A 19,521-nucleotide genomic window follows, 5' to 3' on the forward strand; every position below is an offset into this window, starting at 1 on the left:
CGGCGATGCCGAGGGCGGCGGGGGACGGGCCGAGGATCGCCCGGCCGGAGCGGGCGAGGCAGCGCCAGACCACCGGGTTGACCTCCCGGCAGACCTCGCCGCTGCGGAAACGGCCGTCCAGGCTGAAGGGCACGATGGCGCCGGAGACGGGCGGGCGCTTGAGGGCTTCCGCCGGAATGTAGAACCCGTCGAAGGGCGGACCGCCGGCCGCGGCCAGGGCGGCATGGACCCGGGCCAGCGCCTCGGTCGCCTCCGGCGTCGGCTCCGCATCGTGGAGGGCGACGAAATCGATGTCGCTGAGCCCCGAGCGGTAATCGCCGAGGGCGATCGACCCGACGAGGTAGAGGCCGCGCAGGCGCGGTGCCCCCTCGCTGGCGGTGAGGCCGAGGAAGCGGTCGATCACGCGGGCGACATCGACCCGCAACGGCGCACGCCGGCTCATTCTGCACGCTCCGGAAACAGCAGGCTCGCATCGCCGTAGGAGTAGAAGCGATAGCCTGAGGTGATCGCGTGGGCATAGGCCGCCCGCATGGTGTCGAGGCCGGAGAAGGCCGAGACCAGCATGAACAGGGTCGAGCGCGGCAGGTGGAAGTTCGTCACCAGGGCATCGACCGCGCGGAAACGGTAGCCCGGCGTGATGAAGATGTCGGTGGCGCCGGAGAAGGGGTGGATCGTGCCATCGGGCGCCGCCGCGCTCTCCAGGAGCCGCAGGGCCGTGGTGCCGACCGCGACGATCCGGTTGCCCCGCGCCCGAACGGCGTTGAGCCGCGCGGCGGTGGCGGCTTCGAGGATGCCGATTTCGGCGTGCATGCGGTGGGCCTCGGTATCCTCGGCCTTCACCGGCATGAAGGTGCCGGCCCCGACATGCAGGGTGACATGGATGCGCTCGATCCCCGCCGCATCGATGCCGGCCAGCAGTGCGTCGGAAAAGTGCAGGCCGGCGGTGGGGGCGGCGACCGCCCCGGGCTCGCGGGCATAGACGGTCTGGTAATCGGTGGTGTCCTGCGCATCGGTCGGGCGCTTGCCGGCGATGTAGGGGGGCAGCGGCAGGGCGCCCAACGCCGCGATGGCCTCGTCGAGGGCGGGGCCGGAGAGGTCGAAGCGCAGCAGGATCTCGCCGCCCTCCCCCTTCTCCTCCACCGTCGCGTCGAGCCCGGCCAGGGCGCAGACCTCACTGAACCCCTCGCCGTCTCCGCCGAAACGGATGCGGTCGCCGGGGGCGAGGCGCTTGGCGGGGCGGGCGAAGGCGCGCCAGCGGTCCGGGGCCTCGCGCAGGTGCAGCATCGCCTCGCAGCGCTGGCCCGATCCGCCCGGCCGGTGGCGAGTGCCGGAGAGCCGCGCCGGGATCACCCGCGTATCGTTGAAGACGAGGGCGTCGCCGGGGGTGAGCAGGCTGGCTAAGTCGCGCACGCCGCGATCCGCCAGGGGCTCGCCGGGGCGTACCACGAGCAGGCGGCTCGCGTCGCGCGGGCTCGCGGGCCGCAGCGCGATCGCGTCGTCCGGCAAGTCGAAATCGAACAGGTCCACGCGCATGGAGCGCCATCAGCACGGATGGGCGCGCGACGCAAATGGCGGATTGATCCAGGCCGCCGCCGGGCGCAGCATGAAGCCGGAGGAAGGCCGATGCGGGAGGTCCTCATCGTCGGCGCCGGGCCGGTCGGCCTGACGCTCGCCTGCGAGCTGGCGCGCTACCGCGTCGGCGTCCGGCTGATCGACCGCAGCCTGCGCGCGACGCAGACCTCGAAGGCCCTGGTGGTCTGGTCGCGCACCCTCGAACTCATGGACCGGATGGGCTGCACCGCCGCCTTCCTCGCCGCCGGCCTGCGCGCCCGGGGCGTCACCCTGCGCAGCGGCGGCCGGGTGCTCGGCCACGTGGATTTCTCCGGCATCGCCAGCCCCTACGCCTTCGGCCTGATGATCCCGCAGTGCGAGACGGAGCGGTTGCTGACGGAGCACCTGCGGAGCCTGGGCGGCGCGGTCGAGCGCGGCATCGAACTGGTCGCCTTCTCGCGGGGAGCCGATGCCGTCGAGGCGGAACTGCGCCACGTCGACGGCCGGGTGGAGCGGGTGACGACGCCCTTCCTGATCGGCTGCGACGGCGCCCACAGCGCCGTCCGCCACAGGCTCGATCTGCCCTTCGGCGGTTCGGCCCAGGGCGACGAATGGCTGCTCGCCGATATCCGCGTCGACGGCGCGGGCGCTCCGCCCGGCGACGAGGTATCGGTCTATCTGCACCGGGACGGTCCCTTCGTGATCTTCCCGATTCCCGGTGGCCGGGCGCGGGTCGTCGCCACCATCGGCCGCGCGGAGGACAGGCCGAGGCCCGATCCGACCCTCGCCGAGGTGCAGGCGCTGGTGAGGGCGCGGGCCGGCCCCGGCATCCGGGTTTCGGATCCGGTCTGGCTCAGCCATTTCCGCATCCACGAGCGCAAGGTGTCCGAGTACCGGCGCGGACGGGTGTTCCTCGCGGGAGACGCCGCGCATATCCACAGCCCGGCCGGCGGGCAGGGCATGAATACCGGCATGCAGGATGCGGTGAACCTCGCCTGGAAACTCGCGGCGGTGCTGCGGGCCGAGGCCGCGCCCGCGCTGCTCGACAGCTACAGCCCGGAACGCAACGCCGTCGGCGAGACGGTGCTGCGCAATGCCGGGCGGCTCACGGCCATGGCGACCCTCACCCATCCGCTCGCCCAGGTCCTCCGCAACGGGGCGCTGCGGGCGCTGCTCGGCCTCGGAGCCGTCCGCGCCGGGATGGTCACGACGATGAGCGAGATCGGGATCGGCTATCCCGCCTCTCCGCTCTCCGCCGGACGCGGCGCCGGGCGACGCTGGCCGCCGGAGCGTGCCGCCGGCCCGCCGCCGGGGGCCGGCACCGATCCGCGCTTCGTCCTCTACACGGCCGACGCGGCGGGCGGGGCCGCCCTGGCCGCCCGCTTCCCGACCCTGGTCGAGCCGCTGCCCCGCCCGGCCCCGGAGCCGGGGCGCCTGCATCTCGTGCGGCCCGACGGCTATGTCGGCCTCGCCGCGCAGGCCGATGCCTGGGAGGAGGCCGGGCGATATCTCGGTGCGCTGGCGCCGGCTTGAGCGGAAATATTGCAGCCGAGGCCGCTCCTCATGCGTTGAATCCTCGATACCAAAGGAGGATCCGTCCCGATATGAAGTGGTTCGCCCTGCGCCCGCGCGATCCCGCCGATCCGCGCTGGCCTCTGCCCGAGACGCCGCAGATCACCCTCAAGGCCGAGGATGCGGACGATGCCCGCCGCCGCTTCGAGGAGGCCTATCCGAGCGAGCCCTTCGGCACGCCGGCCCATCCGACCGGTGAGGTCGGGCCCGGCAGCTTCCGCGGCGACGCTCAGGCGCTGGTGGTCGAGGAGACCGACACGCCGCCGGCGCCGGAGGCATGAACCTGAGGAATATCATCCACCGGCACTTTCCACGGTCATGAGGCCCTGGAAGACAGTATAGGTTGTTGTCCAGGGATATTGTCTCCATGCAAGCCGGTGAGAACGCCCCGCGCGACCATCTTCCGAGAGTGGCCTTGCGATGACCGACGCCGGCAAGAAACCGCTGTCCAAGAAACCGCTGCCCGAGACCCTCGACGCGCAATTGCTGCGGTATTGGGAGAGGGAGGCGAGCCGGTTCGACGGCCTCGCCGCTCAGGCGAGCTTCGCCTGGATCGCCCGCAGCTATGCCCGCAAGGCGCAACGCGCCCGCGAGAGGGCCGAGCGGGCCCGTGCCAAGGAGATCGCCCGCGGGCGCCTCCCCGCCTCCGGAGCGGCGGAGGATCCGGCGGGCGATAGCTTGGGCTAAGACCTTTGCCGTGGCCTTCCGGTCGGGCGGATCGTAAGGGCGGGCCATCCCGTCCCACCCCCGCGATTCCGAATGACTGGTACTGAAAAGGCCGCCCTGGCGAGCGCCGGCGTGGGCGTCGTCGTCACCGCGCTCAAATTCGCCGCCTATTGGCTCACCGGCAGCCTCGCGCTCTATTCCGACGCGCTGGAAAGCATCATCAACGTGGTGGCGGCGGCCTGCGCCTTCCTCGCCGTGCGTGTCGCGGCGCAGCCCGCCGACGACGATCACCCCTACGGCCACCACAAGGCCGAGTATTTCTCGGCGGTGATCGAGGGCGCCCTCGTCATCGTCGCAGCCCTGCTGATCCTGCGCGAGGCCTATCTCGGCATCCTCGATCCGAAGCCCCTCGACGCGCCCGCGCTGGGCCTCGCCGTCAACGGGGTCGCCACGGTGATCAATGCCGCCTGGGCGATGCTGCTGTTCCGGCGCGGCCGGCGGCTGCGCTCACCCGCCCTGATCGCGGATGCCCGCCACATCGTCTCCGATGTGGTGACCTCCGGCGGCGTCCTCGTCGGCGTCGGGCTCGTCCTCGCCACCGGCGTGCTGGTGCTCGATCCCCTGGTGGCCGGCTTGGTCGCCCTCAACATCCTGTGGTCGGGCTGGACGATGGTGCGCGATTCGGTCAACGGCCTGATGGACCAGGCCGCCGCCCCCGAGATGATCGCGAACATCCGCCGCCTGATCTCGCATCATGGCGAGGGCGCGCTGGAAGCGCACGACGTCCGCACCCGCCACGCCGGCAGCGCGACCTTCATCGACTTCCACCTGGTCGTCCCGGGCGAGATGACGGTGTCCGAATCCCACGCGATCTGCGACCGGCTGGAACAGGTGATCGAGGCGGAGATCGAGGGCGCGGTGGTGGTGATCCATGTCGAGCCGGGCGACGAGGCCAAGCAGCGCGGCGTGCCGGTGATCTGATCCCGCTTCAGACGACCGCGATCGATCCCTTCGGAATGGCGGCCACCGTATCAGCCTCGGCGCCGCTGCACCCAGTAGGCGGCGAGCCCCGCCGCCAGCGGGCTCGCGGCGAGGAGGAAGCCCGCGACCTTCCAGGTCGGGCCCTCGGTCAGCATCAGGGCGAGCCCGGTCACCGTCAGACCGGTGATGGCGAGGGCGACGCCCGTGGGATGGCGTGCCCAGTTCATGCGGTCTGCCTCGCCCTGCGGCTCGGGCGGCGGGCGAACCACAGCCATGCCCCGTTGGCGGTGATGAACAGCGTGAACCACGCGCAGGCCGTCCAGAACAGCTTCAGGGGCAGTCCGCCGTAATCGCCGAAATGCAGCGGTTGCGAGAGCTGGGTCACCACGAGATACCAGGGCAGCGTCGCGATCTCGGCCACCCGCCCATCGGCGGCATCCACCAGGGCGATCTCGAAGAGCCGCTTCTGCAAGCCCTCGGGGCCGACGAGCAGCACCGTGAAATGCCGCTGCGTGGAGAAGGCGCTGCCGGGATAGAGCATCAGACTGGTGCGCCATCCGGGCTTGGCCGTCTCCGCCGCGGCGCGGACCGCATCGACGGAGGCACCCTCCCCCGTCACCGGCCTGTCGGCGCCGTAGGTTGCCGCGAGGCGCCGCAGCTCGGTGGCCTGCCAGACCTTCAGGGCGATGTCGCCGAGCGCCAGCGTCACGCCGGTGGCGCTGACGAGGAGGGCCCAGCCAAGGGTCACGGTGCCGATGAAGGTGTGCAGGTCGCGCTGGCGCAGGCGCTCGCCCCGTCCGCGCCGGATCATGCCGAAGGCGAGCCCCTTGATGAAGGGGCCGTAGATCACGATCCCGGTGACGAGGCAGATCACCACGAGCAGGGCCACCACCCCGCCGGCAAGTTCGCCCGGCAGCCCAAGGAACCAGTTGGCATGCAGGGTGAGGACGATGCCCGTCGGCGTGGAGCGGGGATCGGGCGCCTCGACCGGCGTGCCGCGGAAGCGGTCGAACACCATGGGCTTGGCGGTGTCGAACCCGCGTTCGCCCTGTTCCACCAAGCTGACGGTGACGCGCTCGGGGTGCTGCTGATCGAAGACCAGGGCCAGAGGATTCCGGCCGGGCATGGCCGCCGCCGCCAGGGCGGCGATCTCGGCGAGCGGCCGCTCCGCCGCGCCGGGGGGCGGTGCCTCGATCTGCGCCTCGTAGCCCAGGGCCTCGTCGATCTCCTCGTGGAAGATCAGGATCGTGCCGGTCAGGCAGAGGATCAGGAAGAACGGCGCGGCGATCAGCCCGGTCCAGCGATGCAGCCACAGCGAGAGGCGGAAAGCGCGCGAGGTGGTGAAGCGGCCGGCGGCCAGCGGCGTCGTGCCCGCTGTCCAGGTCCGCGGCGGGGCGTGGCGGGTCACACCGTCAGTCCTTCCCGGGAAATCGTCGTTCGACAGTGCGGGATCGGCCGGACTTTGCAACGGCTATGTTTTCGAATTGAAATGATTCGACACCGCTCCGCCGGGGGCGAGACGACGGCCCCGCCGCCCGGCTATAGGGAGCGGATGAAGCGGGTCTTCCTCACCACCACACCGAGCCACCGCAACGCCTACGACCTGTTCGAGGGGCGCTGGGCGAGCGATCTCAGCGAACTCCTGCCCGAGCTGCCCGTGGGCGGCGGCCTGCCGGGCTTTCGGGCCGATCCGCGCCCGCGTCAGGCGGCCGAAGTCCTGGGCCGCGGCGGGCGCTTCGACGGCTACGACATCCTCGAACTCGGGCCGCTGGAAGGCGCCCATACCTGCCAGCTCGAAGGGCTCGGCGCGAACAGCGTCACGGCGGTGGAATCGAATTCGGAAGCCTTCCTGAAGTCGCTGATCGTCAAGAACATCGCCGGGCTCACCCGCTCGACCTTCCTGCTCGGCGACGTCAGCCGGCATCTCGCGGCGCCGGGGCCGCGCTACGACCTGATCTTCGCCTGCGGCATCCTCTACCACATGTTCGATCCGCTGGAGCTGATCCGGCTCGCCGCCGCCCGCTCCGACCGGCTGTTCCTCTGGACGCATTACTACGCCGCGCAGCCGCGCCTGCGCCGGCACGTGCCCCGCCCGGTCGAGCACGAGGGGATGCCGCTCACCCTGCACGAGCTGACCTATCGCGACCGCGGGCTCGCCACCTTCTGGGGCGGCAACCAGGGCAAGACCCGCTGGATGGAATTGCCGGACCTGATCCGGGTGCTCGCCCATCATGGCTTGAGCGAGACGACGATCATCACCGACGACCCGGACTTCGTGAACGGTCCGGCCGTGACGCTCGCCGCGCGTCGGCCGGGCGCGTCATCACCGGCTTGACCCGTCCCGCGCCCGCTCCCTACACACCGAGGAAAGGCGCCGATCCGGCGGCGCCGGCACCGAAGTCGAAGACCATGACCGAGCACGTCGATCCGAAGAAGCTGATCAAGGGCGGCCTGCACGACTGGGAAGTCGTGATCGGCATGGAGATCCACGCCCAGGTCACGAGCCGCTCCAAGCTGTTCTCCGGCGCCTCGACCGCTTTCGGCGGCGAGCCCAACGATCACGTCTCGCTGGTCGATGCGGCCATGCCCGGCATGCTGCCGGTCATCAACGAGGAATGCGTCGCGCAGGCCGTGCGCACCGGCCTCGGCCTGAAGGCGAAGATCAATCTTCGCTCGGTGTTCGATCGCAAGAATTACTTCTACCCGGATCTGCCGCAGGGCTACCAGATCTCGCAGTACAAGGATCCGATCGTCGGCGAGGGCGAGGTGCTGGTCGATCTGCCGGATGGCGGATCGATCACCGTCGGCATCGAACGGCTGCATCTGGAGCAGGATGCCGGCAAGTCCCTGCACGATCAGGATCCGACCAAGAGCTTCGTCGATCTCAACCGCTCCGGCGTCGCGCTGATGGAGATCGTCTCCCGGCCCGATCTGCGCTCGTCGGAGGAGGCCAAGGCCTATGTGACGAAGCTGCGCACGATCCTGCGTTATCTCGGCACCTGCGACGGCGACATGGAGAAGGGCAATCTCCGCGCCGACGTGAACGTTTCCGTGCGCCGCCCCGGCGAGCCGCTCGGCACCCGTTGCGAGATCAAGAACGTCAACTCGATCCGCTTCATCGGTCAGGCGATCGAAACGGAGGCGCGCCGGCAGATCGCGATCCTGGAGGATGGCGGCAAGATCGATCAGGAGACCCGGCTGTTCGACCCGAGCAAGGGCGAGACCCGCTCCATGCGCTCGAAGGAAGAGGCGCACGATTACCGCTACTTCCCCGATCCGGACCTGCTGCCGCTCGAATTCGATCAGGCCTTCGTCGATGGTCTGGCCTCCGGCCTGCCGGAATTGCCGGACGCCAAGAAGGCCCGCTTCATCAAGGATTTCGGCCTCTCTCCCTACGATGCCGGGGTGCTCGTCGCCGAGCGCGCCTCCGCCGACTATTTCGAGGCGGTGGCCCGCGGCCGCGACGGCAAGGCGGCGGCCAACTGGGTCATCAACGAGCTGTTCGGGCGCCTCAACAAGGAGGGGCTCACCATCGAGGAGACGCCGGTTTCCGCCGAGCAGCTCGGCACCATCGTCGATCTCATCGGCGAGGGCGTGATCTCCGGCAAGATCGCCAAGGATCTGTTCGAGATCGTCTGGTCCGAGGGGGGCGATCCGCGCGCCGTCGTCGAGGCCCGCGGCATGAAGCAGGTCACCGATACCGGCGCCATCGAGGCGGCGATCGACGCGATCATCGCCGCCAATCCCGACAAAGTGGAGCAGGCCAAAGCCAAGCCGACGCTGCTCGGCTGGTTCGTCGGCCAGACCATGAAGGCCACCGGCGGCAAGGCCAACCCGGCCGCCGTCAACGCCCTCCTGAAGGACAAGCTCGGCATCGAGTGAGCCTGCGGGGATCGGCCGGGGCGGCATCGCGCCCGTCCCGGCTGTGATCCAAAATCATCTTTGCGAGATTGTCCGAGCTGACATCGAGGCCGTTAACGTAGGACTCGGTCACATCGTTGCATGCCATCCCCCGAGGGAGCGTTCCCGTTGAGTCGCTTTGGGGGAAGGCGATCGATGACAGCGTCTTGTCCGGTCCGGTCCGGCAATCGTGAAGCCGTATTACCCGCTCGCCCGGGGCTGCTGGAAACCGGCCTGCAGGATCATCTCGACGCCCTCTGCCGCTCCGCCGCCGCTCTGTTCGATGTTCCCATCGCGCTGATCCCCCTGGTGGACGAGGACCGCTTCCGGTTCCGGGCCCGATGCGGGATCGACGACGACGGCATCGACCGGGCAGGCGCCTTCTGTAACCACACGATCCGGCAGCGGCGCGGCGAGATCCTCGTCGTTCCCGATCTGACCCGCGACGAGCGCTTCGCTCGCAGCCCCCTCGTCGTCGGCGAACCGCGGGCACGCTTCTATGCCGGGGTGGCGGTCGGCTCGGTGGCGGGCCGGACCATCGGCACGTTCTGCCTGATGGACCGCATCCCCCGATTCGACTTCACCCCGGACAAGCTGCGGATCCTTCAGGAATTCGCCCTGATCGCCGAGGCCCATCTCCAGCTCTACGAGACACGACGCGCCAGCCAGGCCGAGATTTCCGAACGCAGCGGCGAGGAGGCGCGGCTGGTGGAATGGGAGGCTCGCCTCAGGGCGACCGAGGCCGCCCACGCCATGGTCGAGGACGTCGCCTGCTTCGGTCACTGGCGGATCGACGCCACCACCGACACCATCGCGTGGTCGGAAGGGGTTGCGCGGATCTTCGGGCGCAATCCCGAACTCGCCGCCTTGAGCGTCGAGACGCATCTCGGCTTCTACCACCCGGACGATCGCGAGCGGGTGCTGCGGTCCATCACCGACGCGCTGGCCGGCCGTGGCGGCATCCAGAGCGGCTACGAGCATCGCTCCCGGATCGTTCGTCCGGACGGTGAGGAGCGGGTCATCGGCGTGCATGGACTCGCCGAGTACGACGATGCCGGCCGCCTCTCCTCGATCTTCGGGGTCTGTCTGGACGTCACCGACCTCACCCGCTCCGAACAGCGCCTGCGCGATGCCGGCGAGGTGATGCGCACCACGCTGGAGGCGATGGATCAGGGGCTCGTCATGGTCGGTCCCGACGCCCGGATCCGGCTTCTCAACCAGCGTGCCCACGATCTGCTCGACCTGCCGGAAACCCTCCTGCACGAGGGTGCCTCCTGGACCGCGGTGCGGCAGGTCCAGGTCGAGCGCGGGGAGTACCGTCTCGCTCCGCCGGAGATCCGGGATTGGCTGGAACAGGGCAGCGGCATGCCGCCGATCCAACGCTATGAGCGCACCCGCCCGGACGGCACGGTGCTGGAGGTCCGGCTCGCGCCCCTGCCTTCCGGAGGGTTGGTCTGCACCTATACCGACCTGACCGCGCGGAGGCGGAGCGAGGCGGCGCTGCGCTCCGCCGAGGCCGACTATCAGTCGCTGTTCCAGAACGCCGTGATCGGCGTCTATCGCGCGCGCCTCGACGGCAGCATCGTCCAGGCCAACCGGGCCCTCGCTCGGCTTCACGGCTACGGCGGCGCCGACGAACTGCCCCTGACCGATGCCGGCTTCAGCCACGATTGGTACGTCGAGCCCGGCCGCCACGAGGTCTTTCTCAAGCTTCTGGGGCAGAAGGGGCATGTGGAGGATTTCGTGTCCGAGGTGCGCCGCCACGCCGGTGGCCAGCGCATTTGGGTCTCGGAGACGGCCTGGGCGGTGCGCGATGCCGAGGGCGAGCCGGTCTGGTTCGAGGGAACGGTGGCGGATGCGACCGAGCGCAAGCGGACGCAGGCGCTGATCGAGCACATGGCCCGGCACGACATCCTGACCGGGTTGCCGAACCGCCGGCTGTTCCAAGAGGTCCTGACTCGTGAGATCTGGACCGTCCAACGCGATGGCGGCGGGGTGGCGGTTCTGTGCTGCGACCTCGACCGGTTCAAGGCGGTCAACGACACATTTGGCCATCCGGCGGGCGACGCCCTGCTCCGTGTCGTCGCCCGGCGCTTCAACGAGGTTCTGAGCGAGGGCGACATGGTCGCCCGGCTCGGCGGCGACGAGTTCGCGGTCATCCTGCCCTGCCCGGACGACCCCGACCGCATCGTCACCATCGCCCGCCGGCTGATCCAGGCGATCGACCGGCCGATCGATCTCGACGGCCGCGCCACCACCGTCGGCGTCAGCATCGGGGTCGCGGTCGGACCGAGGGACGGCGACAGTGCCGACACCCTGTTCAAGAACGCCGACATCGCCCTCTACCGGGCCAAGGATTCCGGGCGAAACACCTTCCGCTTCTACGAGAGCGGCATGGATCAAGCGGTCGCGACCCGTAACCTGCTCGAGATCGATTTGCGCAACGCCATCCGCTCCAGCGGATTCACGCTGCATTACCAACCGATCTTCAACCTCGCCGAGGGGGTGGTGCGCGGCTTCGAAGCCCTGCTGCGCTGGGACCATCCGGTGCGCGGTCCCATCTCCCCCGGCGAGTTCATCCCGGTGGCGGAGGAGACCGGCCTCATCGCGCAACTCGGCGCCTGGGCCCTGAACCAGGCCTGTCGCGAGGCCGCCGCCTGGCCGGGCGAGCTGCGGGTCGCCGTCAACGTCTCGGCGGTCCAATTCCGCAAGGCCGGGCTGGAGCAGGCCGTCATGCGCGCGCTCGCCAATTCGGGGCTGCCGGCCAGACGGCTGGAGCTGGAGATCACCGAGAGCGTACTGATGCAGGATTCGGACAGCGTGATCGACTGTCTCCATCGCCTGCGCGCCATGGGCGTTCGGATCGCACTGGACGATTTCGGTACCGGTTACTCGTCCCTCAGCTATCTGTGCCGCTTCCCCTTCGACAAGATCAAGATCGACCGTTCCTTCATCCGCGAGATCGACGAGCCGGTGGCGGCGGCAGTGGTCCGGGCGGTGGTGGGTCTCGGCGAGCGCCTCGGCACGACGATCACCGCCGAGGGCGTCGAGACCGAGGAGCAGCTGGCGCGCATCCGGAACAAGGGCTGCACCGAGGCGCAGGGCTTCCTGCTCGGCCGGCCGCAATCCGCCGAGGCCACCCGGACCCTCGTCGCCCGCCAGAGGGCGGCCTGATACGGCATCCGCTCGATCGGAGCGGGTTGCGTCCCGGCAAGCCCGCGCGGCGTTCGAGCGAAGCCCAAACCCGCCATCCCGAGGGGATGAACCGGATTGGGTATGATACGATTTCTGCCGAGCCCGCCGCCCGGCTTCAGCGGAAATCGGTGGGCGCGAGGCCGTAGCGGGCGATCTTGTCGTAGAGCGTCTTGCGGGGCACGCCGAGGGATTCGGCGGCGAGTCGCACATCGCCGCCGGCCATGATCAGTTCCTCGCGGATCAGGCCACGCTCGAAGCGCTCGACCTGCTCGGACAGGCTGAGCGCCTTCGCGGCCGTGGCTTCCGGCGCGGCCTGCCCGGCGAGGCCGAGGGCGCAGCGTTCCGCGAAATGGTCGAGCTCGCGCACGTTGCCGGGCCAGGAATGCCGCAGCAGATGATCGCGCATCGCTCCCGTCACGGCGGGCGCCTCGCGGCCGAACCGGGCGGCGGCGCGGGCGAGGAAATGCTGGAACAGCAGCAGGATGTCCTCGCGCCGCTGCCGCAGGGGCGGGATCGCCACGGTGACCACGTTGAGCCGGTGGTAGAGGTCGTCGCGGAAGGTGCCGGCGGCGGCTTCCTGGCCGAGATCGACCTTGGTGGCCGAGACGACCCGCATGTCGATGGGCCGGCGCTCGTTGGTGCCGAGCGGCTCCACCACCCGCTCCTGCAGCACCCGCAGCAGCTTCACCTGGAGCGCGAGCGGCATGCTCTCGATCTCGTCGAGGAACAGCGTTCCGCCCTGCGCGTGCTCGATGCGCCCGACCCGGCGCTTGAGCGCCCCGGTGAAGGCGCCGGCCTCGTGGCCGAACAATTCGCTCTCGACCACGCTGTCGGGCAGCGCGCCGCAATTCATGGCGACGAAGTTCTTCGCCGCACGCCGGCTCCAGCGGTGCAGGGCGCTGGCCACCACCTCCTTGCCGGAACCGGTCTCGCCGAGGACCAGCACATCGACATCGGCCCCGGCCACGTCGCGCACGAGACGGCGCAGGCGAACGATCTCCGGCGAGATGCCGAGGAAGGCCGGATCCTCCTCGATCGCCGCGTCGAGCCGGGCATGGAGGCGGCGGTTCTCGAGGATCAGGCGGCGATGGTCGAGGGCGCGGCGCACCGAGCCGAGCAGGGCCTCCGCCGGATAGGGCTTGGCGAGGAAGTCGTAGGCGCCGGCCCGCATCGCCCCCACCGCCATGGAGATGTCGCCATGCCCGGTGATGAGGATCACCGGCAGGTCGGCATCGATGGCGCGGAGGCGCTCGAACAGGGCGCGCCCGTCCAGGCCCGGCAGCCGCACGTCGCTCACCACCACGCCCGGCGGTTCCGCCCGGATCGCCGCCAGCGCGGCTTCCGCCGTCTCGAAGGTCTCGACCTGAAAACCGTCGAGTTCCAGGCTCTGGCGGTTGGCGCGCCGCACGTCCTCCTCGTCATCGATGAAGACGATCCGCTCGGAGGCCGACGCCGGCTCGCTGCTCATGTGGTCTCCAGGCTCCCCGCTCGCGCATCCGTCGGCGCATCCGCCCGCGCCAGTTCCATTCGAAAAATGGTGCCTTCCGGCCCCGAGCGCAGGCCGAGCGTGCCGCCGCCTTCCTCGACGATGCCGCGGGAGATCGCCAGACCGAGGCCGAGGCCTTCGGATTTGGTGGTGAAGAACGGGTCGAACACTTGGGCCCGCACCGTGTCCGGGATGCCGGGACCGTTATCGGCGACCTCGACCGCCACCCTTCCGTCGGTGACCTCGACACTCAGGGTGACCGACGGGGCCGCCCGCCCGGACACGGCGTCGAGGGCGTTCTGGAGCAGGTTGACCACGACCTGTTCCAGGCGCGGCCCGTCGCCGAGAACGGCGAGGCCGGGAGGCAGCTCCGGCGTGGCGAGGGGGATCCCGGCCTCCACGGCGCGGGCGCCGACCACTTCCAGGCTGCCGCGCACGATCTCGGCGAGGGCCACCGGCTCGCGCCGGCCCGAAGCGCGGCGGGCGAAGCCCTTGAGCTGGCGGGTCAGGGTGCCGATGCGCTCGGTGAGCCGGCCGATGGCCGAGACGTTCTCCGCCGCATCCTCGACCCGCCCGCGGCTGACGAGGATCGCGGTGTTGTCGGCATAGGAGCGGATCGCCGCCAGGGGCTGGTTGATTTCGTGGGCCATGCTGGCGGCGAATTGCCCGAGGGCCGCGAGGCGTCCGGCCTGGGCGAGTTCCCGGCCAAGGCGCTCCCGCTCGGCCTCGGCGCGGCGGCGCTCCTCCATCTCGGCGAGGAGCTGCCGGTTGGCCTCGCTGAGGGCCCGGGTGCGCTCCGCCACCCGCGCTTCCAGCTCCTCGCGCCGGGCGGCGGCCTCCGCGAGCCGGGCGCGGATCCGGCGGCGCCGGCCGATCAGGGTGGCGAGGCCGCCCCAGGCGAGCCCGGTCGCCAGCAGGGCGATGACCCGCCCCTGCGCCACCTCCCGCTGCACGGCGGCGGCGATCGGGGTCAGGGTGTGCAGCCGCCAGTCGGTGCCGGGAATCGCCGCATCGCGCATCAGCGCCGGCCAAGCGGGCGTTGCGGTGCCGCCGACCCGGACGAGGTCGAACGAGGTCTCCCGCAGCCCTTCCAGGGGGAAGAGCGGAAGGGGCGAGAGCGGCGCGCCGCCGAATTCCAGCGCCGCGCGGATGCGCCGCCGCTCGGCCTCGTCGATCCCGCGCAGGGCCTGGAAACGCCAGCCCGGCTCGCTCGCCACCAGCACGATGCCGCGGGAATCGGTCACGAACACGCTCTCGCGGCCCGCCCGCCACGCCGCCTCGATCCCGTCGAACTCGATCTTGACCACGACGACCCCGGCCGAGCGGGGCAGCCGCCGGGCGAGGTAGTAACCCGGCCGGCCGCTCACCGTGCCGAGGGCGAATTGCGAGCCCGCCCCCGCCGCCATGGCCTGTTTGAAATAGGGCCGGAAGGCATAGTCGCGGCCGACGAAACTCTTCTCGGCACCGGCATTGCTCGCGGCCACGGTCACACCGTCCGCGCCGATCACGTAGATCACCGCGGCGCCGGTGGCCTCGGCGATCTGCGCGAGCCGCCCGTTCACCCCCGCCACGAGGGCGGGGTCCGGGGCCGGCTCGACCACGCGGGCGATCTCGGGATCGGCGGCGAGCGCCAGGGGCAACGAACTCTGCGTCTGCATCTCGGCGCGCAGGGCCGCGACGTGAAGGCCCAGGGCCGCGGTCGCCGTGCGCCGCAGGTCGGCCAGAGCCCAGCGCTCCGCCACCTGGCCGCCGAGCCAACCGGCCAGCACCAGGGCCGCCAGACCGGCGAGCGCGATGAGCGTGCGGCGATACCTGGGACGGGAGAGCGTGAGCGTCTCGATCACGCGCGCCTGCCCGGTGCGGAAAGCCGGAACGGATCGCGGGCCGCCGTGCGGATTACCGCAACGCGGTCCGGGCCGCCATCGAGCCGGGACTGTGAAATATCATTCATGCCAAACAGTTAGCAAAAAGTTTCCGGGCCGGCCGGGCTGGCACGAGGGTTGCCATTCATATCGCGAAACGCAGCCATGACCTAACCGCAGAGCTGTGGGCCGCGAGGCCAAAAGCAAGAGCGGACGCTCTCCGAGACCTCCGGAAAGGAGACCGGACGGGCGATCCACCTCACCCTTTCAACGCTCCGACCGGGAGAAACGCCCATGGCCACCGTGCCGTCCCCGCTGACCGCGCCCCACGCGCCGAAAGCGCCGAAGCCCCTTTATCGCACCCTGTATTTCCAGGTGCTGGTCGCCGTCGCCATCGGCATCACCCTCGGCCACTTCTCGCCGAAGCTCGGCGCCGACATGAAGCCGCTGGGCGACGCCTTCATCAAGCTCGTCAAGATGATCATCGCGCCGGTGATCTTCCTCACCGTGGTCTCCGGCATCGCCGGCATGACCAATCTCGAGAAGGTCGGCCGCGTCGGCGGTAAGGCGCTGGCCTACTTCCTCACCTTCTCGACCCTGGCGCTGATCGTCGGCCTCATCGTCGCCAACGTGCTTCAGCCCGGCCACGGCCTGCACATCGATCCGAACTCCCTCGATCCGAAGGCGGTCGCGACCTATGCCGGCAAGGCCAAGGAGCAGAACATCGCCGACTTCCTGATGAACATCATCCCGACCACGGCGGTCGGCGCCTTCGCCGGCGGCGAGATCCTTCAGGTGCTGTTCTTCTCGGTGCTGTTCGGCTTCGGCCTCGCCTTCCTCGGCGATCGCGGCAAGCCGGTGCTCGACATCATCAAGGTGCTGTCGGAGGCCGTGTTCGGCGTCGTCAACATCATCATGAAGGTCGCTCCCATCGGCGCCTTCGGCGCGATGGCCTTCACCATCGGCAAGTACGGCATCTCCTCGCTCGCCAACCTCGCCTACCTCGTCGGCGCCTTCTACCTGACCTCGGCGATCTTCGTGCTCGGCGTGCTCGGCGCGGTCGCCCGCTACAACGGCTTCTCGATCATCCGGCTCATCCGCTACATCAAGGAAGAGCTGATGCTGGTGCTCGGCACCTCCTCCTCCGAATCGGCCCTGCCCTCGCTGATCGACAAGATGGAGAAGGCCGGCTGCTCGCGGCCCGTGGTCGGCCTCGTCGTCCCCACCGGCTACTCGTTCAACCTCGACGGCACCAACATCTACATGACGATGGCCGCGCTGTTCATCGCCCAGGCCACCGACACCCCGATCACCTTCGGCGAGCAGGTGCTGCTCCTGCTGGTCGCCATGCTCTCCTCGAAGGGCGCGGCGGGCGTGACCGGCTCCGGCTTCATCACCCTGGCCGCGACGCTGGCCGTCGTCCCCTCGGTGCCGGTCGTCGGCATGGCCCTGATCCTCGGCATCGACCGCTTCATGTCGGAATGCCGGGCGCTCACCAACTTCATCGGCAACGCCGTGGCCTGCATCGTGGTGGCCCGCTGGGAGAACGAGGTCGACGAGGCCAAGCTCCACGCGGCCCTCGGCGGCAAGCCGGTGGCCGAGGCGCCCGCTCCGGTGCTCCAGCCGGCGGAGTGATCCGGCGAAGGATCCGGCAAGGGATCCGAAAAGAGATCCGAACGGGGGGCACCGTCCTGCCATTCCGTTCGGTAACGGAGCCGCGGCAGCCGTCATTGGCTGTCGCGGTTTCTTTTTGCGTTCCGTAGATTGTCCCCGCAGCGCCTCAGCGCGAGGCGACACGGCTCGTGACCGGGGGGGAACGGACGATGCTCAAGGGACGCTGCCATTGCGGGTCGATCACCTACGAGATGTCTGCGGAGGTGGTGCATAACGCCCTGTGCCACTGCTCGGATTGCCGCCGCCATGCCGGCGCGCCGATGGTCGGGTGGGCCATGGTCCCGGCCGAGCGGGTCACGATTTCCGGTGAGCCCGTGGTCTACGCTTCGTCCGAACACGGGCGGCGGCATTTCTGCGGGCATTGCGGCACCGGCCTGTTCTACGTGAACGAGCGGAACCTGCCGGGCATGATCGACGTGCAGACCGCCACCCTCGACACTCCCGAGGCCTTGCCGCCGCAGGCGCATATCCAAGTGGCCGAACGGATCGGCTGGATGGAGGAGGCGCATCGCCTGCCGAGCTTCGCGCGGTTTCCGACCGGCTGATACGGCATCCGCTCGATCAGAGCGGGTTCCGGATCAGCAAGCCCGCGCGGTGTCTGAGCGGAGCCCACATCCGCCATCCCGAAGGGATCGACCGGATTTGGGATGATCCTGTCTCCGGTCGATGGGACCGGAGGCAGGATCGGGGAGCCCGCGCGGCGTCTGAGCGGAGCCCACATCCGCCATCCCGAAGGGATCGACCGGATTTGGGATGAGGCGATCAGAACGCCGAGAGCCGCCTGCGGACCTTTTCCAGGAAGCGCTGCCGCGCCGGTGCGGTGACCGTGTCCATGCCGGTGAGGGCGATCCAGCTCAGCCGGCAGCGCGGGGCGCAGAGCGGGCGGATGCCGAAGCGGAACAGCCGCCAATCGGGCCAGCCGACGAGCCAGAGCAGCCAGCGCGGCGAGCCGTAGGTGGTCACCACCGTGATCCGGCGGAGGTTGGTGAGGCGCGGTTGCAGGACTTTGGCGCCGCCCAGCGCGAAGGCGACGCCCGGCAGCCAGACCCGGTCGAACCAGCCCTTGAGCATGGCCGGGAGCCCGAACCACCAAGTCGGATAGACGAGGACCAGCGCCTCGGCCCGCCGCAGGGCGGCGATGTGGCCGGCGAGTTCCGGCCGGGCGGCCGCCTCGTCGAAATAGGCGCCCCGCTCGTCCGGGCTCAGCCTGGGGTCGAACTCCTCGGCATAGAGGTCGAGGATCTCGACCGCATGGCCGGCCGACCGGAGCGCCGAAACGGCGGTGTCGCACAGGGCCGCGTTGAAGCTGTCGGCGCGGGGATGGCAGTGGACCAGCAGGACGCGCATCGAACCCCTATTTCCCCGCCTCTCCGGTCGCGCGGATCCTGTCCAGAAGCCCTGCATCGGCGTAGCCGTCCGGCACCAAGCCAGTCGCGGTCTGGAAGGCGCGGATCGCGGCGCGGGTCTTGGGCCCGACCTTCCCGTCCGCGCCGCCCACCGCGTAGCCGAGGCCGGCCAGCCGTGTCTGCAGATCGGTGCGCTCCTCGGTCGAGAGCATGCGATCGCCACGGGGCCAGTCGCGGACGAAGCCGGGGGCGCCGCGCAGCCGGTCGGAGAGATGGGCGACGGTGAGGGCGTAGGCGAGCGCCGTATTGTAACGCAGGATCACCCGGAAGTTCGGCTCCAGCAGGAAGGCCGGGCCCTTGGCGCCGGCGGGCAGCAGCAGGGCGACACGCCGCTCTCCACCCTCGGGAAAGGAGCCGGCCGCCGGCTTGAGGCCCATCGCCTGCCACTCGGAAAAGGGCCGCTCGGTGGTCTCGTCGGCGCGGGTGTAATCGAAGCCGTCCGGCAGCAGCACTTCGAGGCCCCAGCCCTCTTTCGGTCGCCAGCCGGAGGCTTTGAGGAAATTCGCGGTCGAGGCGAGGGCGTCGGGGACCGAGCGCCAGATGTCGCGCTTGCCGTCGCCGTCGAAATCGACCGCGTGGCGGAGATAGGCGGTGGGCATGAACTGGGTATGGCCCATGGCGCCGGCCCAGGAGCCGGTCATGCGCTCCGCGTCGGCGTCGCCATCGGCGAGGATCTTCAGGGCCGCGACCAGTTCGTCGCGCCACAGGCCGGGGCGTTCCTTGTCGCCGCAGGCCAGCGTCGCCAGGGCTGGCATCACCGGGCGGACCACTCCCGGCTTGTCGAGGACCGAGCCGTAGGTCGACTCGACGCCCCAGAAGGCGACGAGCACGTACCGGTCGACGCCGTAGGCCGCCTCGATGCGGCCCAGCACCTCGGACCATTCGGCGAGCTTCGCTTGCCCCGTCGCCACCCGCTCCGGGGTCACGCTCGCATCGATGTAGTCCCAGACAGGCCGGACGAACTCGGCCTGGCTCCGGGTCGCGGGCAGGACGGCCGGATCGGGTACGATCCCCGACAGGGCCGTCTCGGCGACGGCCCGGGGCACCCCGCGTTCCTGCGCCAGGGCCGTCAACTCTCCCAGGCAGCTTGCGAAGCCCGGCACCGGGGCCGGCTCGGTCGGAGACTCGGCCCGCGCCGGGTTCAGGCCGGCGAGGGGCATGAGGGTGAAGAGCAGTTTGAGGGTTGGCCGCATGGCCGCGAGCTTACCACCTGCCCGTGAGATCGCGA

General features: G+C 70.2%; 17 protein-coding genes. 9 read left to right on the forward strand and 8 right to left on the reverse strand.

Annotated features, from left to right (window positions below; translation table 11 throughout):
• Both MZTS_RS15775 and queA read right to left on the reverse strand, forming a co-directional pair.
• On the reverse strand, positions 1-442 hold a 442-nt coding region (locus MZTS_RS15775), incomplete at its 3' end, for a nucleotidyltransferase domain-containing protein (RefSeq protein ID WP_192284578.1).
• A complete protein-coding gene (gene queA, locus MZTS_RS15780; protein WP_192284579.1) occupies positions 439-1,533 on the reverse strand; it encodes a tRNA preQ1(34) S-adenosylmethionine ribosyltransferase-isomerase QueA in 1,095 nt (364 codons plus the stop codon). The genes MZTS_RS15775 and queA, both read right to left, overlap by 4 nt.
• Positions 1,534-1,623: 90 nt before the next feature.
• Here queA and MZTS_RS15785 point away from each other — a divergent pair, with 90 nt between their 5' ends.
• The 4 genes from MZTS_RS15785 to MZTS_RS15800 all read left to right on the forward strand — a co-directional run bounded on the left by MZTS_RS15785 (position 1,624) and on the right by MZTS_RS15800 (position 4,770).
• On the forward strand, positions 1,624-3,084 hold the full coding sequence (locus MZTS_RS15785; RefSeq protein WP_192284580.1) for an FAD-dependent monooxygenase: 1,461 nt from the start codon (positions 1,624-1,626) through the stop codon (positions 3,082-3,084).
• 71 nt (positions 3,085-3,155) lie between these two features.
• Positions 3,156-3,404: a hypothetical protein gene (locus tag MZTS_RS15790; RefSeq protein ID WP_009865614.1), complete on the forward strand. Its 249-nt coding sequence runs from the start codon at positions 3,156-3,158 to the stop codon at positions 3,402-3,404.
• A 139-nt stretch (positions 3,405-3,543) separates the two neighbouring features.
• Entirely contained in the window at positions 3,544-3,810 is a 267-nt protein-coding gene (locus tag MZTS_RS15795) for a hypothetical protein (protein ID WP_009865615.1), read from the forward strand.
• A 72-nt stretch (positions 3,811-3,882) separates the two neighbouring features.
• Complete coding sequence (locus MZTS_RS15800; RefSeq protein ID WP_009865616.1) at positions 3,883-4,770, forward strand: cation diffusion facilitator family transporter; 888 nt, start codon at positions 3,883-3,885, stop codon at positions 4,768-4,770.
• A 50-nt stretch (positions 4,771-4,820) separates the two neighbouring features.
• On the opposite strand, the gene MZTS_RS15805 is transcribed toward MZTS_RS15800, so the two are convergent.
• Both MZTS_RS15805 and MZTS_RS15810 read right to left on the reverse strand, forming a co-directional pair.
• Positions 4,821-4,997, reverse strand: coding sequence for a hypothetical protein (locus MZTS_RS15805; RefSeq protein WP_192284581.1), 177 nt, complete (start codon positions 4,995-4,997; stop codon positions 4,821-4,823).
• Positions 4,994-6,178, reverse strand: a complete 1,185-nt coding sequence (locus tag MZTS_RS15810) for a PepSY domain-containing protein (RefSeq protein WP_192284582.1) — start codon at positions 6,176-6,178, stop codon at positions 4,994-4,996. Before MZTS_RS15810 ends, MZTS_RS15805 begins: the two co-directional genes overlap by 4 nt.
• A 144-nt stretch (positions 6,179-6,322) precedes the next feature.
• On the opposite strand from MZTS_RS15810, the gene MZTS_RS15815 reads away from it, so the two are divergent.
• The 3 genes from MZTS_RS15815 to MZTS_RS15825 all read left to right on the forward strand — a co-directional run bounded on the left by MZTS_RS15815 (position 6,323) and on the right by MZTS_RS15825 (position 11,844).
• Positions 6,323-7,105 (forward strand): class I SAM-dependent methyltransferase, encoded by a 783-nt coding sequence (locus tag MZTS_RS15815; protein ID WP_192284583.1) that lies wholly within the window; start codon positions 6,323-6,325, stop codon positions 7,103-7,105.
• Between the two features lie 74 nt (positions 7,106-7,179).
• Positions 7,180-8,652 (forward strand): Asp-tRNA(Asn)/Glu-tRNA(Gln) amidotransferase subunit GatB, encoded by a 1,473-nt coding sequence (gatB, locus tag MZTS_RS15820; RefSeq protein ID WP_192284584.1) that lies wholly within the window; start codon positions 7,180-7,182, stop codon positions 8,650-8,652.
• 174 nt (positions 8,653-8,826) lie between these two features.
• Positions 8,827-11,844 carry an EAL domain-containing protein gene (locus MZTS_RS15825; protein WP_192284585.1) on the forward strand — a complete coding sequence of 1,006 codons (3,018 nt, stop codon included), beginning with the start codon at positions 8,827-8,829 and terminating at the stop codon, positions 11,842-11,844.
• Positions 11,845-11,980: 136 nt separating this feature from the next.
• Here the strand turns inward: MZTS_RS15825 and MZTS_RS15830 are convergent, their stop codons facing one another.
• Positions 11,981-13,333 carry a sigma-54-dependent transcriptional regulator gene (locus MZTS_RS15830; protein ID WP_192284586.1) on the reverse strand — a complete coding sequence of 451 codons (1,353 nt, stop codon included), beginning with the start codon at positions 13,331-13,333 and terminating at the stop codon, positions 11,981-11,983.
• Positions 13,330-15,195 carry an ATP-binding protein gene (locus MZTS_RS15835; protein ID WP_343068771.1) on the reverse strand — a complete coding sequence of 622 codons (1,866 nt, stop codon included), beginning with the start codon at positions 15,193-15,195 and terminating at the stop codon, positions 13,330-13,332. Before MZTS_RS15835 ends, MZTS_RS15830 begins: the two co-directional genes overlap by 4 nt.
• A 312-nt stretch (positions 15,196-15,507) precedes the next feature.
• Here MZTS_RS15835 and MZTS_RS15840 point away from each other — a divergent pair, with 312 nt between their 5' ends.
• Positions 15,508-16,848: a dicarboxylate/amino acid:cation symporter gene (locus MZTS_RS15840; protein WP_192284587.1), complete on the forward strand. Its 1,341-nt coding sequence runs from the start codon at positions 15,508-15,510 to the stop codon at positions 16,846-16,848.
• Between the two features lie 188 nt (positions 16,849-17,036).
• On the forward strand, positions 17,037-17,432 hold the full coding sequence (locus tag MZTS_RS15845; protein ID WP_192284588.1) for a GFA family protein: 396 nt from the start codon (positions 17,037-17,039) through the stop codon (positions 17,430-17,432).
• A gap of 217 nt (positions 17,433-17,649) precedes the next feature.
• Here MZTS_RS15845 and MZTS_RS15850 read toward each other — a convergent pair whose 3' ends face one another.
• On the reverse strand, positions 17,650-18,234 hold the full coding sequence (locus MZTS_RS15850) for an NAD(P)H-dependent oxidoreductase (protein ID WP_192284589.1): 585 nt from the start codon (positions 18,232-18,234) through the stop codon (positions 17,650-17,652).
• 7 nt (positions 18,235-18,241) lie between these two features.
• A complete protein-coding gene (locus tag MZTS_RS15855) occupies positions 18,242-19,486 on the reverse strand; it encodes a lytic murein transglycosylase (RefSeq protein ID WP_192284590.1) in 1,245 nt (414 codons plus the stop codon).
• Positions 19,487-19,521: the final 35 nt, after the last annotated feature.

It is taken from the genome of Methylorubrum zatmanii, from assembly GCF_014845115.1.
Classification (GTDB): domain Bacteria; phylum Pseudomonadota; class Alphaproteobacteria; order Rhizobiales; family Beijerinckiaceae; genus Methylobacterium; species Methylobacterium zatmanii.